Raw genomic sequence first — 15680 nt, 5'->3', positions numbered from 1 at the left:
CGTGTGATTCTGGATGTGCAGGGAGCGTGACGCGGGATCAGTCCTTGGGCAGCTCTTCCAGCCTGGCCTCTACCGCGTCATCGAAAATGATGAACAGCGCCTCAGCGTCCGACGAGCGCAGCTTTCGGGTGCTTTCGAGGCTTTGGATGAGCTCGATCTGGATAGCACGCTCGGCTTCCAGATCCTTGCGGGTGCTGGTGGCGTTCAGGGCGCGGAGAAGGTCGTTCATCTGATCGCGAATGGGTTTCTGGAGTCGCAGGAGGTCTAGTTTTTCTTGGGGCATGGGTTGCTGTCTCTTGGGGGCTGCTGGCTAAGCGAGCGATACATCTGCGTTTCACCAAGTTCCCCGCAACAGAGCGGGAAGCCTTCGTATCGATCTGGCATGGTACAGCCAGCTTCGTCGTTCAGCCGAGAGATTACTGCCTCCATACGTCAGCAGGCTGATTCTCGATCAGTCACTGAACCGACTGGCTGTAACGGATCCACGCTCCGATTGCAGGTAAAGGGTGTAGGGCAGAACCAGCGTGTCTGCCACGCCCGAGAGCACCATATCGGCAAGTATCAGCGACACACTGGGTCTCAACTCCTGACCCCTAAAGGCTCTGGGTTCTCCATTAAGCGCGCAGAAATCGAGCGACACGCCACTGTAAACGCGCGGGATGTAAGAGCAGTTCGATTTCCAGCGGCCCAATTTATTGGCTGCCACGGAGTCACTGCTGAAGGTCGTATTGATGGTTATTAGACCACTACAGTCCTCGAATTTGGCCGGAGCAATTCAGGATGAACCATCCACTTATAACCAAGGCTGGACCGCCTCCAAGGCCGATCTTAACTGTGGATGTTGTCAACCGCTTGTTATCAGCCAAGGGGAACAATGGAGTTTGTGATACGTTCTGCTGCAGACAGGGAAATTTCACAGGGAGTCATCATGACTAAACCGGCCGCACGCAAAGGCGACCCATCGAGCTGCCCGCTGCCAGGGCACGGTACAAACCCTATCGCAACAGGTTCACCCGACGTGTTCTTTGACGGCTTGTCCGCCGCACGCCAAGGGGACGTCTGCACCTGCGGCAGTGCTCTCTCCTCTGGCCTGTCCTCCACTGTATTCATCAACGGAAAGAACGCCGCAACTATCGACTCGGGCGGTGCCCATGGCAGTGTCGTCATTGGTGGGTCGGGCACCGTTGTTATTGGCGACACCCACACGCCCTGTACCTTCGTTCCGCCAGAGCCCATCGTCGGCCACGCAAGGTGGATTGGCTTCAAGTTCCCTGCCGAGGAGAGCTACGAGGGCTTGTCGTGCATAGCGCACTTTGAAGACGGCTCATCGCTCCCAGGCGTCTTCGATAAAGACAATGCCGTTAAATTTACGAACCCTTCGGGCAAAACATGCGTGATGCTCACATTCGAAGAAGAATCGTCTGCACAAAGCCCATCCGTGACCGAAACCCTTTTGAACAAAATTCTGGGATAAGGAACATCCTGTGACCGAGCCGTACGTTGTTACTGGTAGCTATGTTGTGCAGCGTGAGCACGCGTTGAGGGATTCTCCCCTTGATCGAGCGTTAGAGCTTATGGAAGGCGCCGCGCTGAGATTTTCCTTGGACGCCATCTCGGATGAGAAAGTCCGGGCCAGCTATCTCAAAAACATCAAGCGTATGTCACAACAGACTCTGGACGATGTGAAAGCCGGGAAGATTACCGCGCAAGAAGGCGTACAGTTCAGTCATGAGATGAGAAACAAGATCATGATGGAGCACCGCAAATGGACCTCGGCGCAAGGCCTGGCCATTGTTCAAAAGAAAAAAGCGGACGGCAGGACACTGCAGTCGTTGTTTAATCGCTACTCGGAACGACTCTTCAAAAAGCCCTACAACAGCCTGACTGCTACAGAGCAGTCGAAGGTCCACTACACCATTCTGGAGGCTGCTGGCCGAGATGATGTCAAGTTTACGAAAGGCACCCAGAAGATGCTTATCATGGGTAAGCTGGGCATTCTTGTAACCTCTGCGCTGGCTACTTATCAGATTCTGAATGCAGACAACAAACCTAAGGAAGCCGCTCGACAAGGCATCATCGTGAGCGGAGGTGCTGTGGGCGGTTTTCTTGCTGGCATGGGTGTCAGTGCCTTATGCGGTCCCGGTGCTCCTATATGCGCAGTGGCGGTTGTCTTGGCTGGATCTGTCGCGGGCGGGTTGGCCGGCGGCGCGGTTGCAGACTCACTGGATGAAGAGCTTGAGGAGTTTTCCCATTGGGACATTTTTTGAGTAAGCCGGAACTGACGGCAGTCAGAGCTGCGCTTTCGGAAGCATTCAATGATTTTCCAACGGATTACGACTACATCGCGGACGAGGTCAAGGATGTCGATGAGAACACATTGTACGAAATATTCTTTTCGGAAGTGGCTCCCGTGTGCTTCACCAACATCGCGGCAGCAGTGCCTTCCGTCTGGACAGGCTTCGATCCTGACTCACTCAATGAAGTGATTGAGGCACGGTTGGCAGCGCGTGAGCGTAGCTGGGTACAGAGGCAGTCCGATAGGTTGCTGGTCCGTTGGCTGAGGTATAACTATGACTATCTGTGGAAGGAAATTGCTGGACGGCTGTGAGCTTGTTGTGCCGGGGTAATCTGAACTGTCCGCGTATCACGTTGATTTTGTTTATTATTTCCAATTAACTATTTTTTTTGGAATACCAACTGGAATACCACTGATTCAAAGAATTCAAAATGTATGGGCTGGCGACGGATATTTTTTCGCCAAATCCATCAAGCTTCAGTCGGCTCAACGGCTGCGGTCTCCCGTTGAAGGACATAAGCCGCTGGCTATCATCGGCGATTGCTTCCTGACCTTGATGGCTCATTGCCTCTCTGAATGCTAATATTTCAGATCTTTTCCAAAGGCCATAGAGAATGGACTCGCTAGGTATCGATCAGCGCATCAATTCTGCTCCAGAATTTGGCTGCGCGTTCCATGTTTGCGCTCCAGCACTCTCCAATACCATCACCAAGAGAATGGCATGACTAATCATCAAAAGCCCATGCTGGGCGTTTTCGTGCATGGCTTCACCGGCGGCAGCGAAACGTGGAAAAACCCTAGCGGCTTAACTTTCAAGAGCCTGCTCGCAGCAGAGCCTGAAATCAACCAACAGTTCGATTTTGTAGAGTTCGAATACTTTACTAAGGTAGTAAGTATATTTAATACAAACCTCTTGCAGAAGGCTGCAGGCTTTTTGGGGTTGGGGCGTAGTGCTGTCAGATATAATAGGCCAATTAACAAGTTGGCCCAAGAGCTTCAAACGTTTATCCAGCTTAATGCTGATGCTTATGAAGGTATAGTATTAATAGGCCACAGCATGGGCGGACTAATCTGTAAGGAAGTGGTTTTATCACAAGTGAGAGGAGAGGTTCCAGAGATAGTTGGTTATGTGTCTGTAGCAGTTCCGCATAAGGGATCTCTCAATGCAATGCTTCTTTCAGGTGTGAACACTAACGCCAAAGAGTTTACTCCTCTTAATGAGTATAATGATCAGCTAAATAATAGATGGATAGATCAAAAGAGTAGTCTTCCTGAGTCTTTGTATTTAGTAGGGCAGCATGATCAATACGTGCCTAGTACCAGTGCACTTCCTTTTAATACCAAGCACTTTACATTGGCGCACGATCACAACACTATTTCCAAGCCGGTAGGTCCTGCTGATGGATCATTCAAAGCAGTTGCTAAATTTATCTCAAAAATCGCTAAAGCGAAAATGATGGAGGCAGCTTTAAATGTTTCATATGACGAAGCTGCCCCTGAATATGATAAAGAGATTTTCGTCATAAAAATGATTCTAGCTGAAATTGGGCCAAAGGGGATAGATGATGCGAAGGAGTCGTTTTTTAATGCGGAAATAATTACCAAGGCAGCCGACGACGCCGACAAGGAAATGTTACGTGACTTGCGGGCGAAGGTTATATCCCTCTACCGCCAAACGTACAATCACTACACGGCAATCCAGAATTCACCAAATGTAGTCTTTGCACAAGTGCATGAGAAGCTTCTATCGCAAGACAGACAAAGTCTTGAAGTTGGTGCTAAGTATGTAAACTTCCTGCATAAGAAGGGGTTGCTTCATCAGGTTGCCAATAAACTATGCACTACCGTTGTTTGGCACGACGACACCGATCTTGACGAATTGCATAGGATGACTCAATGAGCATCGACTACATGTTCTTCGATTATCGGGAAGAACAGTATACGAGTATGTTCAGAATATGGGCGATTGCTGAGACGTTAGACCTCAATAGTAAGGGGCGCAATGTCTTGACCTTGAATAAGGCTCTGCTCATTGACTTAATAGTGAAAAACCCATCTTTGTTTCGGCGAACCTGCGAGTTTTTGAGCGGGAAAGGAACTGCCCGAATGGTGGGGGATGTTCTATATAGTACTCATGTCGATAAAAGCCATAGAGCTCGTCAAAAAGATTTTCTAGCTAAAGTTCTTCTCCTTCACAAAGATGGAGCAGTTAATTTTTTTCGTGAGGAAGAGGACTACTACTTGCGGTGCTTACAACCGCTGCCAATTAGTGAAGATGAGAGTCTTGTTCACCTCAAGAGTCAGCTTGTTGCAATAAAAGGCATCCTCAGTAAATCGGATGCAATTATCGAGAAAATGATTTTAGGTGCCGAATGAGCAATAGACCGTCTTTAATCATCCAGCGATTGGTGTTGGCTGGGGTAAGCAAGAATTATGAGTCTACTTTTGAGCCAGGACTGAATATTGTTCGTGGTGCAATGGACTCTGGAAAATCTACAATTCTTCACATGATCAATTATTGCCTCGGAGGGTCAAATAGGAAAATTCTATATGATGAGGTAAGAGCAAAGGTTCGTATAATATCTCTTCAGGTTTCGCTCAACGGCCAAGTTTTTACTTTCGAGCGCCAATTGCTCGATTCTAAAGCTGCAGTCAAAGTTTATGCTTGCCCTTACGATAATCGCGATGAGGTTTTTCCTCAATTTATGTCCGCTGATTCGCAAGGCTCTATGCCTGACGGCTGGCTGTCAGACTTCATTCTCGAAAGCTTGGGGATTGCTCGTGTAAAAATCACTGAGTCCTCTAGGAATCCGAACGCAGGCGAAGATCGCCTTAGCTTTCGTGATCTAATGAAATTAATGTTTTTAAAACAAACCGAAGTCGGTTCTGACGGTCTGTTAGATTATAAGAATAAGTCGGTATTTTTTAAGAATGTTAATGTTCAAAAATTTGTTTTTAATGTTCATGATGAACAGCTTTCCAATCTAAAAACTCAACGGAGTCTAGAATCTACGATACTTAATGAACTCCAAAAAAGCGAAAAAACAATCTCTGCATTTTTAAAAGACGTAAAAATTCCTCTTGATAGATTTTCTGCTGGCGATCAGATTGATGAAGCGAAGAGTAAAATCCAAGAGCTAAATGCTGCGACTCAAGAGTTAAAAAATGACTTGGGTTTTAGCACTCAAGCCTCATTGGCTCTGCGCCAAACTATAGTAAATTTTAAGTCGGAGCTTGACGCTCAAAATTTAGCGATCAATCTTGCAAAAAAGCAAATTGACAATTTTACAAAGTTGAAAAGTACTTATCGGCTTGAATATGACAGTCTTCAGTACTCCAAGCTGGCACGACCTCATATTTTTAGTATGCAGTCCGGTCAGACAATTGCGTGTCCTTTGTGCACTTCCGAGTTGTCGCTCGATACGGAGGTGATCCCTGAGGAAGATATAGCAGCTCTTGAGCGTTCTCTTAAAAATCGTTTGGCGGGGTTAGATGCATCAATCAAGAATTCTTTAGAGAAAATCGAGAGTATAAAAACTGAGGCTGCTCACATAGAAAGCCTGATCAACGAAAATACTCAGATTTTCGATCAGAGTAATCTGTCTAGCATCTCTCCATTAATTTCGATGATTGAAGCTTCTGAGAAAACGAAAATACAAGCTCATCTTGAGCTTTCCCAATTGAAAAGAAACTTATCAATATATAATAAATATACCGAAATAAAAGATAAGATTCGAAATAAGCAGGCGGTGATTGATAACCTTAATGACGCCATTTCTACCGTCGAGGGTGGTCTGGTTGATTTGGATAATGTAGTAACTGAATTAGGCGCCATGTTTCGTAATTACATGAGCCGTAGCGCGGTTCAGAATGTTCAGGTGGCCAGTTATAATAAAACGTTTACAGCTAGCTTGAGAGGTGTTTCTTATTACGATCACCTTTCGGGTGGTATAAAAACTGTTACTTCAATTGGGATGTATCTGACGCGTTTCTTATACACGCTGGATCATAAAAGTAATTTGCCTCCGCTTCTTATGATTGATACTCCTGGGCAGAATATCGGTCGAAAGCGTTCAGCGGATGATGGGGATGCAAGCGTTTCCGATCCAGATGTTTATGAGAAAATATATCAGCAGCTATTAGATGCTGTTAATTATGCTGAGGAAAAACAAATTCCTTGCCAGATAATTGTAGTCGATAATGATTTTCCAGATATTTTGACGACGCCACCGTACAGCGATGAATATCATTTGGTGAAGAGGTTTCAGAAAAATAGTGATAAGTTTGATAAGGGCCTTATTGATGATGCATGATTCATCTTACTAATAAATTAACGTGTTATCAGAGCTCAAGTTAATTGGTGTTGGTTTTTTAAAGGCGTCATTTTGGGTGGGGATTAACTTTAAACGGGTTTTTCCTCATCCGCTTCCAGATAATAAGAGCGGTGAGTTGATAGTAATACCGGGTGGCGTATGAATGGCCCTGTAGGTGCTGAGTAAGAAACCAGTGCACATGTTTGAGTTGCCAGGCCCAGGGATTATGTCGTTGCCATCGCTGGTGAATGGCCGTTTGCATGATTCGGGCTTGCCGTAGATGGCGTTGTTGAGTGGCCTTTGAGCCAGTTAAGACACCGCTGAGGAACAGCCCCATATCGAAGGGCTTGGTCATGCTCGAGCTCCAATGTAGTCCGAAACCACATCGATTCGGTGATGCCCAAGCTCAAGGCTGATTTGTCGTCGCGCCTGCTGATCAAGGTCGCGGTCAATGCGATAGCATTGGCCGCCATTGATGGAGGCGGGGTGGCCCGTGAGCTGTGTATAACGTTCGCAGGCATAGGCCGCTCGCAACTCATGGAATCCCTTCAACCCTTGCTCCTGTAGTAATTCACGGGCGGGGCGTACGGTCTGTTGCAGGAACTTGGCGTAGCTTTCGTCTCGGGTCAGCAAGTTGCGGCTGTGGGGTGGCGAAGCATGACGAGCTACCTGCAACGTATCCGCTCCACGAACCCCACATTCCAAGCAACTAACTGAAGCCCGATGCTGTGCTCCCGATTTCTTTCTGGAGCTTGCCAGCCATGATGCGCCCCGACAGCAAAGTCGAAAAAGTCTATCTCTACCCGCAGCCCGTGGACTTTCGAAAGTCCATCGACGGCCTTACAGCACTGGTTGAGTTGGACATCAAGGTGGCTGTGTTCGACCCTGTACTGTTCGTCTTCCTCAACAAAGCCCGTAACCGCATCAAGGTGTTGTATTGGGAACGCAACGGCTTCTGCCTTTGGCTCAAACGCCTGGAGTCCGAGCGTTTCAAAACATCGCCTGATGCCACGGACGAGGCGATCATCCTCAGCGTCCAGGAACTGAACTGGCTGCTCGACGGTTCCGATCTCTGGCGCAACCGTCCTCATCAAGTTTTGACGCCGCGTTACGTAGCATGACCCGGTATAATCCGGGCCATGATTTCTCTGCCCGATGACCTTCCTGATGATCCTGTTCTGCTCAAGCAACTGCTGCTTGAGGCGCTCAATCGTCAGGAGGAATCGGCCCAGGCTTATCAGACCCACATCGTCGACCTGAAAGAGCAGATCAAGCTGCTGCGCGACCGTCTGTTTGGGCGCAAGTCCGAGCAAACCGTTGAGCCCGATACGCCGCAACTGGCCTTGTTCAATGAGCCTGAAAGCGAGCCGATGCCGCTCGTTGAGTCACCTGACGAAGAAGCCGTTGCGCCGACGCCACGCCGCGGCAAGCGCAAGCCACTGTCGGCTGATCTGCCACGCATCGAAGTCATCCACGAACTGCCTGAACACGAACTGACCTGTGCTTGCGGTTGCCGCAGACATGCCATCGGCGAAGAGACCAGTGAACAACTGGATATCGTGCCGATGCAGATCCGGGTCATCAAACATATCCGCAAGGTCTAAGGGTGCCGGGGCTGCGAAGCGGCCCCGGTCACGGCTGACAAACCTGCGCAGTTGATCGAAAAGAGCATGGCCAGTCCGAGCGTCTTGGCCATGCTGCTGACCACAAAGTACGTCGATGGCCTGCCGCTGCACCGCTTCGAAAGTGTGCTGAGCCGATACGGCATCAAGATCCCTCGGCAAACGCTGGCTCGCTGGATTATCCAGTGCAGCGAACACTTTCAGCCGCTGATCAATTTGATGCGTGACCGACTGCTGGAAAGTCCGGTCATCCACTGCGATGAAACCCGTGTCCATGTGTTGAAAGAACCGGATCGAGACCCGACCAGTCAATCCTGGATGTGGGTGCAAGCCAGTGGCCCACCGGATCGAAAAGTCGTGATGTTTGATTACACGTCCAGCCGTGCGCAGGACGTGCCGTTGCGCTTGCTGGACAGTTACCGTGGCTATGTCATGACCGACGATTACGCCGGCTATAACGCATTGGCGTTGCAGCCAGGTGTGGAGCGTCTGGCGTGCATGGCCCATGCACGACGCAAGTTCGTGGACGCGCAAAAAGTGCAGCCCAAGGGTAAAACCGGACGGGCCGATATCGCGCTGACGATGATCAACAAACTGTACGGCATCGAGCGTGAGCTCAAGGACGTCAGCGATGAACAGCGGTTTGTCGGTCGACAGGAGAAAAGCCTGCCGATCCTGACCCAACTGAAAGACTGGCTGGATAAAACCCAGCCTCAGGTCACGGCGCAAAGTGCGTTGGGCAAGGCCGTGCATTGTCTGGCGAATAACTGGAGCCGCCTAGAGCGCTACGTCGAAGCGGGTTACTTGCCCATCGATAACAACGCGGCCGAAAGAGCGATCAAGCCGTTTGTCATCGGTCGCAAGGCCTGGCTGTTCAGCGATACCATCAATGGCGCCAGTGCCAGTGCGAAGATCTACAGCCTGGTCGAGACCGCCAAGGTCAACGGCCAGGAGCCTTATACGTGGCTGCGCCACGTACTTGAGCGGCTGCCGCACGCCTCGTCTGTAGCAGACTACGAAGCTCTGCTGCCATGGAACTGCTCGCCAGAAATGCAACGGTAAACCGTTGCCCGATTGTTTGGCAGGTGGGGTTTATGGATCGCATACCCTGCAACGCCGCCTTCACCTCTTCATTAGCGACGATCCATCGCGGCGCTGATGTACCTGAACGTCCGCCTTTAGTGCCGTCCTGAATGTTAATGTGGCCGAGACGCTGTGCTTCACGTTGCAAGCGCGGCACGTCAGCCAGAATCGCTTCTCGCAGACGCATGCCGGTTGCTCGGGCCAAACAGACAATCGCGGCTACGCGGTCGTGTTGCCGTTCGTGAAGCGCTTCAATTACTCGCTTTACCTGTTGAAGATCTTGGCCATCCGGTGCACGGCTGCGTACGCTTGATCGCTGCATGCCGAGTGCCTTGCTCGGACTGGTGATTTTCACGTACTGATCACCACGTAGCGCAGCGAGAGTGCGGTTGACGCTGCTGAGGCGGTTCTGCGCGGTAGCGATGCAGAGTTCACCTTGTTGAATCTGCTGGCGAAGGTACGCGGCGTAACTTTGCAATGTACTGCGATCTATCTGGCGGGCATCGTTGTAACCGGGGCCGTCCTCTGACCGACACCACTTCACAAACGCCTGCCAGCGATCGCTATGCGCTTTGACCGTGGCGAAGTGGCCGCCGACAAACAGATCCTTCAGTGCTTGCGGGCCGGCGTAGCTGAGCTGGCGACCGTAGCCAAAGTTGCGCCCATCACGCCGACCGACCAATGCCATCTGTTTCACCGTTTTTGTTGTCTTGCAGAAAACGCAGCACGGATTTCCAGTGGGCGCTGATTTTGTTCACCTGTTGCCAATGCGTGGGTCGAATCAGCAGAGCATTTTGTTGGTGCCGCAGCATTACCCTTCTTCGCGCAACTGCTGGATCAGCAAGCTGATGTCGTCAGGACCTAGGGTGGATGTGGCGACTGCGGCGACAGTGGTGACAACCCCCGCAGTTGCTGGCCTAGCGCATGGCGACAAGTCGGCGACAGAAGTGGCGACACACCGCAACACTGGTCGTGTTTGGTGCTGCGCCTGATACCGACGCACTGCGTCATTGAGGCGGAACATGGCGCACCACGAAAGTTTTTGCATCGCGGCTGTTCAACCAGTTATGCGTGATCAGCTCGACGAGCAGCGTGGCGGTGTGATGACTGCTCTTGCGGGCAAAGCGAGGGCCGTTCCGATTGAGGTCGCGAATGGTGAATTGGGTCCAGCCTTTTTGCTTCAGCCAGCGCAGCAGTCGATCCGCTTCCTCACGCAAAGTGTTGATTGGTTCTTGTTCGGTCAGCCGCTGGATCTCAGCCAGGTAGTAATCCATCAGCGTCGAGGCACGTTGAATATGGTGTTCGCCCACCACATTGGCGTCCTCAATTACCGCCAGCACTCCAGCGATGCGCAGCACGTTGGCCGCCGCTTTTCCCGCGACGGATTGGATGCCCGCCAGCTCGCCGAACTCGCCAGACTGGCATTCGATGGTGTCGTGAATATCAATCCAGGCATTACGAGCGCTGGGTGTCAGTTCCAGCCTGGCTGGGTTGAGTGAGCCGTCCTTATGCCGCGACAACGGCTCATCCAGCAGGGCAGTGATGCGTGCTTGGTAGCGCTGGACCTTTGCATCTCGCGTCAGGTCGATTGCCTTGTACAGCCGCCGACCAACCAGGCGCTCGGGCCAACTGATCAGGCAGCGGCCGAGGATGCCTTGACCATTGAACATTCGATCTTTGAGTAGCTGGTTGGCCAAGTAAGGTTGCAGCATAAGATGCAGACTGAGACGACGATCATAGGCCCGCAGGCTTTCCCCAGGCATGGAGCGCGCTCGGTCAATTGGGCTGCCATCCCACAGCGACGATAGGGTGGTGATAGCTTTGAGTTGGTTCTCTTTGCTCATGGTGCTGCTGCCCAGGAACTGGCCACCTTCATCGTTGAATAACCCCATGCTGGGCAATCCATTGCACAGACTTTTGATCAGCGCCTCGATGGTGGGCTCGGCGACGATTAGCCTGGGCGGTACGGGTTCGGGTAGCTCACGAGCTTCGGGTTTTCCGCGAATAGCTACGCGATAGGTTTTCAGCTGGTCCGAATACAAGGTCCATTGATGTCGCTCCCATTCCCGTGCGGCTGTCAGCGCCAAGTGATCCACCGCGCTTTTGCGATCTCCCGACGACGCCACCGTCAGCATGTACAGGGACAACGGGTAGGTGCGGCCATCGAGATGCACATTGGCGTGAGGCTGGCTCACCAGAGCAGCCGTGGCCAACACCGATTGCGCAGCCATGGCGCAGGGAACGCCGATGACCTCAGCCATTCGTTCGACGGTTGGGCTTAGAATCTGTCCCAACGCTTCGACCGGGTAAGCCAATGGTTCGGACTGATATTCCAGCAGCGGCCGTGGTAGGTCGAGCGCTTCGCACAGTTGCATCGCCATTCTCCTGTTGCTCTGGATTTTCCCTCACTCTTCCCGCCTCGGTTGTTGAGTGTTATCAGGGATCAAGGCCCCTGCTGCCTGTGAGGGTTGTCCACTGACGCGGGACGGGCGGCTCCTTACGGCCGGGAGCTTGGGCATCTCATGATCTGGCCCCCTGAGCACTTCGGGTGAAGTGGGCGGGTGGAGGCTGCGTTGGCTGACGAGACCAGCGCCGCGAGATCCTGAGTCGGATGAGGGCCGTGAGGCGATGACCGGGGCGTTCCTGACTGTCAGTCAGGTGCAGTCCATTCCATTGGCTACGGCACCATCATCTGCATCGCTGTTGCCGGTGACATCGGGGTTTGTCACGCCGATTGTCACTGGGACAAAAGCCGCAATGCGTTATGCGGTAAGGGCTGCGGCAGTGGTTTCGACGCCCGTCTCTTTCCAGGAGAAAGAGACGGGCAAACGGTTGGCGCAAAAAGTTGGCCGAGCAGAATGGCTGCTGCAAGGCGGTATCGTTAAGTGGTTGCCGCCGTGGGCATAATAGATGTTGAGTAGGCATCCATCACTCTGGCGAGTAACCGTGCGAGCCTCCGGGCGCTAATCGCACTTGGGCTGAACCACCGCTAGAGCGGCGTGACCTTAAAGGTTCGGGTCACCTGGGAGCTGCCAACGGCAGCGCTTTGAGTCTTCTTTCTATCGTCCGCGTATAGTTGGGTCAACCAGATTGCGCGCAGTCGATTGCGCCAACCAGCGGTGCTGGAATGCCTTGGTCGTGAGTGGCGTTGGATGGACGATGAGCCGTTCGTCGTCTTTTAAATGTGAGCCCCAGCGCATGGGAATGCGGAGCCTTCCTATGCGCTGGGGCTTGGCCGGAGGAGCGCAGACATGCAGGAGGTTTGGCGACAGTCGCCACTTCTGTCGCCATGCTGCGTGCCACGGATTACGTGGGTTGTCGCCGGTGTCGCCAACAGAACTCTCACTGCGTTTGAGGCATTACGTCTAACGGTGCCATCCGGTGAGTGCTTAGCGGATCGGCACGGCGTTGCGGTCCTGCGTTTGATTGATCGCAGATGCCAGCAGGTTGCCAGTGGCAGCCTTCTGGATATGCTCACTTTACCAAGCCATCATCGGGCGGCGGCGTTCTATGTCGTCCGCGCGGTTGTACCTGACAGCCTCACCCGCTAATCGTTACACTGCGTGCACCTTGTCAGGCCGGCGTTTTCCCGGCTTGGCCTATTGCACGCAGTGTTGCTGCGCTGGGCAGTAAACCTATTATTCAATTCAGGCAGTCATAAGCAGTGATCACAGGTGCTATCAAATCCCAAGTTGACCAGATCTGGAATGCATTCTGGAGCGGCGGTATTTCCAACCCCATGGAAGTTATCGAGCAGATGACCTATCTGCTGTTTATCAAACGCCTCGACGAGTTGCAGACAGTTAAAGAGCGTAAGGCCGCGCGCACCGGGCAGCCGATGGATAAGCCGATTTTCAGCCCCTACCAGGCGCATTTGCGCTGGGCGGCGTTCAAGGCACTGGGTGATCCGGCCAGTTTGTACACTCTGATTGCTGACAAGGTGTTCCCTTTTATCAAGTCGCTGGGTGGCGAAGACGGTGAGTCCACCTACGCCGCGCATATGAAGGATGCGCGCTTTACCATTCCCAACCCGGCGTTGCTGGCCAAAGTGGTGGACATGCTCGATGCCATCCCCATGGAAGACCGCGACACCAAGGGCGACCTCTACGAATACATGCTCGGAAAAATCGCCAGTGCTGGGCAGAACGGTCAGTTCCGTACACCCCGGCACATCATCAAATTGATGGTCGAGATGATGGCGCCCAAACCGTCGGACACCATTTGTGATCCGGCCTGCGGCACCGCAGGTTTTCTGGTGGCGGCTGCCGAGTATCTCAATACTCACCACAGCCACGAGTTATACCGGGACGCGGCCAGCGCCAAGCGCTTTAACCACGACACTTTTCACGGCTTCGACTTCGACAGCACGATGCTGCGCGTCGGCTCGATGAACATGCTGCTGCACGGCGTGGAAAACCCGGCGATTGAAAACCGTGACTCGCTCAGCGAAGGCCATGCTGGCGTCGAAGGGCAGTTCAGTCTGATCCTAGCTAACCCGCCGTTTGCCGGCAGCCTGGATTACGAGGCCTGCGCCAAGGATTTGCAGCAAATCGTTAAAACCAAAAAGACCGAGCTGCTGTTTCTTGCTTTGTTTTTGCGCCTGATGAAGGCCGGTGGCCGCGCGGCGGTGATTGTGCCGGACGGCGTGCTGTTCGGCTCCAGCAAGGCGCACAAAGCGCTGCGTCAGATGTTGGTGGAAGACCATAAGCTGGACGGCATCGTCTCCATGCCCTCCGGCGTGTTCCGCCCCTATGCCGGGGTGTCCACCGCCATTTTGCTGTTTACCAAAACAAACTCTGGCGGCACCGATAACGTCTGGTTCTACAACATGCAGGCTGACGGCTATTCGCTGGACGACAAGCGCAACGAACTGGACGCCAGTAAGCACGAAACCAACAACCTGCCGGATATCATCAAGCGCTGGCACAACCGCAATACCACCGTCGGCCTTGATCGCACCGCCCAGAGCTTTCTAGTGCCCAAGGCGGAAATTGTCGGCAATGACTACGATCTGTCGATCAACCGCTATAAGCAAGTGGTGTACGAGGAGGTGCAGCACGAGTCGCCGCAGAAAATTTTGGCCGAGTTAAAGGCGCTGGAGTCGGAGATTATACGAGGGATGGATGAGTTGGAGGGTATGCTGTCGTGAGCTTCCCTGCTGTAGCACTTGGTGACGTTGCAGAGTTCATTAGGGGCGTGACCTACAAACCTACCGACCTCATGGATAACTTCTCCGAGGGCTCGATTGTTTGTATGCGGACTGCAAACGTACAAAAGGTATTGGATGAGTCTGATCTTTTGTCGATCCCCCGCGGCCACGTCAAAAGCGAAGACAAAATTCTTCGAGAAGGTGATTTGCTCGTTTCTACGGCCAATAGCTGGAATCTCGTTGGGAAGTGTTGCTGGATGCCTACGTTAAGTTATGCAGCCACGGTGGGGGGATTTATCGCCGCGTTGAGGGGGGATAAGAGCAAGGTAGATTTGCGGTACCTATATCACTGGTTTAATTCACCTGATACCCAAGTCGATGCTCGAAACTGTGGCAGGCAAACTACCAACATTTCCAACATGGATATCGGTCGATGTCTTGCGTTAACGATCCCGCTCCCCCCCATTCCCGAGCAACGCCGTATCGCGGCTATTCTGGACAAGGCCGACGCGCTGCGCGCCAAGCGCCGCGAAGCCATCGCCAAGCTCGATCAGTTGCTGCAATCCGTGTTTCTGGAAATGTTCGGCGACCCGGTGACGAACCCGAAGGGTTGGCCGCAGGTACGTTTCTCTGAATTGCTTGAGTCTATTGATAGTGGTACCAGCCCTGTATGCCTTGATCGACCCGCTATCGATAAGGAATGGGCGGTATTGAAGCTGAGCGCTGTTACTCGCTGTGAGTATGATCCGTCTGCGAATAAAGCTTTGCCGGAGGGCGTAGAACCAAACAAATCTTTGGAGGTAAAAGTCGGGGACTTGCTTTTTACACGGAAAAATACTCGTGATTTAGTCGCGGCATGCGCGTTTGTCACCGATACACCACCTAGATTATTGCTGCCAGATTTGATTTTTCGCTTCAGGCTGAAAAAGCTGGGACCTGTCGTGCCTCGATATTTGCAGGCATTGCTGGCCTTTCCTGGGAAGCGGAAAGATATTCAGAGTCTGGCAGGTGGCTCCGCTGGTTCGATGCCAAACATTTCAAAAGCAAAACTTTCTAACGCGCTTATTGAGCTTCCACCTACAGACCTGCAATGTGAGTTCGAGCGCCGTTTGAAGCACTGTGATCTATTAAGAGAGAAGCAGCGTTTCGCCTTAGCGAAATTGGATGCAACTTTTTTTGCTCTACAGCAGCAAGCGTTCGTAGGGCAGCTCTAAACC

General features: G+C 52.3%; 14 protein-coding genes and 4 pseudogenes. 11 read left to right on the top strand and 7 right to left on the bottom strand.

Features of this window, described 5'->3' with window-relative positions; genetic code table 11:
- Positions 1-37: 37 nt before the first annotated feature.
- Both JTJ32_RS16870 and JTJ32_RS16865 read right to left on the bottom strand, forming a co-directional pair.
- Positions 38-283, bottom strand: a complete 246-nt coding sequence (locus JTJ32_RS16870) for a hypothetical protein (RefSeq protein ID WP_184321594.1) — start codon at positions 281-283, stop codon at positions 38-40.
- A 168-nt stretch (positions 284-451) separates the two neighbouring features.
- Entirely contained in the window at positions 452-706 is a 255-nt protein-coding gene (locus JTJ32_RS16865; protein WP_328823977.1) for a YceK/YidQ family lipoprotein, read from the bottom strand.
- Positions 707-928: 222 nt separating this feature from the next.
- Between JTJ32_RS16865 and JTJ32_RS16860 the strand changes: the two genes are divergently transcribed.
- The 6 genes from JTJ32_RS16860 to JTJ32_RS16835 all read left to right on the top strand — a co-directional run bounded on the left by JTJ32_RS16860 (position 929) and on the right by JTJ32_RS16835 (position 6609).
- Positions 929-1474, top strand: coding sequence for a PAAR domain-containing protein (locus JTJ32_RS16860; protein ID WP_210042715.1), 546 nt, complete (start codon positions 929-931; stop codon positions 1472-1474).
- A gap of 10 nt (positions 1475-1484) precedes the next feature.
- Positions 1485-2267 (top strand): hypothetical protein, encoded by a 783-nt coding sequence (locus tag JTJ32_RS16855; RefSeq protein ID WP_210042714.1) that lies wholly within the window; start codon positions 1485-1487, stop codon positions 2265-2267.
- The gene (locus JTJ32_RS16850; RefSeq protein ID WP_210042712.1) at positions 2252-2608 is read left to right on the top strand and encodes a DUF7079 family protein; all 357 of its coding nucleotides are present in this window, start codon (positions 2252-2254) and stop codon (positions 2606-2608) included. Before JTJ32_RS16855 ends, JTJ32_RS16850 begins: the two co-directional genes overlap by 16 nt.
- Before the next feature lie 409 nt (positions 2609-3017).
- A complete protein-coding gene (locus JTJ32_RS16845; protein WP_210042710.1) occupies positions 3018-4196 on the top strand; it encodes an ABC-three component system protein in 1179 nt (392 codons plus the stop codon).
- A complete protein-coding gene (locus JTJ32_RS16840; protein ID WP_210042708.1) occupies positions 4193-4672 on the top strand; it encodes a hypothetical protein in 480 nt (159 codons plus the stop codon). Before JTJ32_RS16845 ends, JTJ32_RS16840 begins: the two co-directional genes overlap by 4 nt.
- The gene (locus tag JTJ32_RS16835; protein ID WP_210042707.1) at positions 4669-6609 is read left to right on the top strand and encodes an AAA family ATPase; all 1941 of its coding nucleotides are present in this window, start codon (positions 4669-4671) and stop codon (positions 6607-6609) included. Before JTJ32_RS16840 ends, JTJ32_RS16835 begins: the two co-directional genes overlap by 4 nt.
- Positions 6610-6676: 67 nt before the next feature.
- Here JTJ32_RS16835 and JTJ32_RS16830 read toward each other — a convergent pair whose 3' ends face one another.
- Both JTJ32_RS16830 and JTJ32_RS26455 read right to left on the bottom strand, forming a co-directional pair.
- Positions 6677-6964, bottom strand: coding sequence for a hypothetical protein (locus JTJ32_RS16830; protein ID WP_210042706.1), 288 nt, complete (start codon positions 6962-6964; stop codon positions 6677-6679).
- A pseudogene (locus tag JTJ32_RS26455) lies at positions 6961-7284 on the bottom strand (integrase domain-containing protein); the annotation flags it as partial. The gene JTJ32_RS16830 and the pseudogene JTJ32_RS26455, both read right to left, overlap by 4 nt.
- An 86-nt stretch (positions 7285-7370) precedes the next feature.
- On the opposite strand from JTJ32_RS26455, the gene tnpB reads away from it, so the two are divergent.
- Positions 7371-7730 carry an IS66 family insertion sequence element accessory protein TnpB gene (gene tnpB / locus JTJ32_RS16820; RefSeq protein WP_236059342.1) on the top strand — a complete coding sequence of 120 codons (360 nt, stop codon included), beginning with the start codon at positions 7371-7373 and terminating at the stop codon, positions 7728-7730.
- An 18-nt stretch (positions 7731-7748) separates the two neighbouring features.
- Positions 7749-9293: pseudogene (gene tnpC, locus JTJ32_RS16815) on the top strand (IS66 family transposase).
- Between the two features lie 25 nt (positions 9294-9318).
- Here the strand turns inward: tnpC and JTJ32_RS16810 are convergent.
- Positions 9319-10002, bottom strand: a pseudogene (locus tag JTJ32_RS16810) (integrase domain-containing protein); the annotation flags it as partial.
- Between the two features lie 319 nt (positions 10003-10321).
- Positions 10322-11689: a YfjI family protein gene (locus JTJ32_RS16805; RefSeq protein ID WP_210042704.1), complete on the bottom strand. Its 1368-nt coding sequence runs from the start codon at positions 11687-11689 to the stop codon at positions 10322-10324.
- A 253-nt stretch (positions 11690-11942) separates the two neighbouring features.
- Here JTJ32_RS16805 and JTJ32_RS16800 point away from each other — a divergent pair, with 253 nt between their 5' ends.
- Complete coding sequence (locus tag JTJ32_RS16800) at positions 11943-12221, top strand: hypothetical protein (RefSeq protein ID WP_210042703.1); 279 nt, start codon at positions 11943-11945, stop codon at positions 12219-12221.
- A 482-nt stretch (positions 12222-12703) separates the two neighbouring features.
- On the opposite strand, the pseudogene JTJ32_RS16795 reads toward JTJ32_RS16800, so the two are convergent.
- Positions 12704-12844: pseudogene (locus JTJ32_RS16795) on the bottom strand (integrase); the annotation flags it as partial.
- A 134-nt stretch (positions 12845-12978) separates the two neighbouring features.
- On the opposite strand from JTJ32_RS16795, the gene JTJ32_RS16790 reads away from it, so the two are divergent.
- Positions 12979-14463, top strand: coding sequence for a type I restriction-modification system subunit M (locus JTJ32_RS16790; RefSeq protein WP_210042702.1), 1485 nt, complete (start codon positions 12979-12981; stop codon positions 14461-14463).
- Positions 14460-15677 carry a restriction endonuclease subunit S gene (locus JTJ32_RS16785; RefSeq protein ID WP_210042701.1) on the top strand — a complete coding sequence of 406 codons (1218 nt, stop codon included), beginning with the start codon at positions 14460-14462 and terminating at the stop codon, positions 15675-15677. The genes JTJ32_RS16790 and JTJ32_RS16785 overlap by 4 nt, the downstream gene beginning before the upstream one ends.
- The last annotated feature ends 3 nt before the right edge of the window (positions 15678-15680 follow it).

The sequence above is a fragment of the Pseudomonas alliivorans genome, from assembly GCF_017826695.1.
Lineage (GTDB): Bacteria > Pseudomonadota > Gammaproteobacteria > Pseudomonadales > Pseudomonadaceae > Aquipseudomonas > Aquipseudomonas alliivorans.
Note: the sequence above shows the minus strand (reverse complement) of the source record. Positions and strands in the feature narration are given on the sequence as shown.

Coding starts and splice junctions, on each gene's coding strand:
- JTJ32_RS16870 (WP_184321594.1), bottom strand. CDS start 283: ATGCCCCAAGAAAAACTAGACCTCCTGCGACTCCAGAAACCCATTCGC.
- JTJ32_RS16860 (WP_210042715.1), top strand. CDS start 929: ATGACTAAACCGGCCGCACGCAAAGGCGACCCATCGAGCTGCCCGCTG.
- JTJ32_RS16845 (WP_210042710.1), top strand. CDS start 3,018: ATGACTAATCATCAAAAGCCCATGCTGGGCGTTTTCGTGCATGGCTTC.
- JTJ32_RS16840 (WP_210042708.1), top strand. CDS start 4,193: ATGAGCATCGACTACATGTTCTTCGATTATCGGGAAGAACAGTATACG.
- JTJ32_RS16835 (WP_210042707.1), top strand. CDS start 4,669: ATGAGCAATAGACCGTCTTTAATCATCCAGCGATTGGTGTTGGCTGGG.
- JTJ32_RS16830 (WP_210042706.1), bottom strand. CDS start 6,964: ATGACCAAGCCCTTCGATATGGGGCTGTTCCTCAGCGGTGTCTTAACT.
- tnpB (WP_236059342.1), top strand. CDS start 7,371: ATGATGCGCCCCGACAGCAAAGTCGAAAAAGTCTATCTCTACCCGCAG.
- JTJ32_RS16805 (WP_210042704.1), bottom strand. CDS start 11,689: ATGCAACTGTGCGAAGCGCTCGACCTACCACGGCCGCTGCTGGAATAT.
- JTJ32_RS16800 (WP_210042703.1), top strand. CDS start 11,943: ATGACCGGGGCGTTCCTGACTGTCAGTCAGGTGCAGTCCATTCCATTG.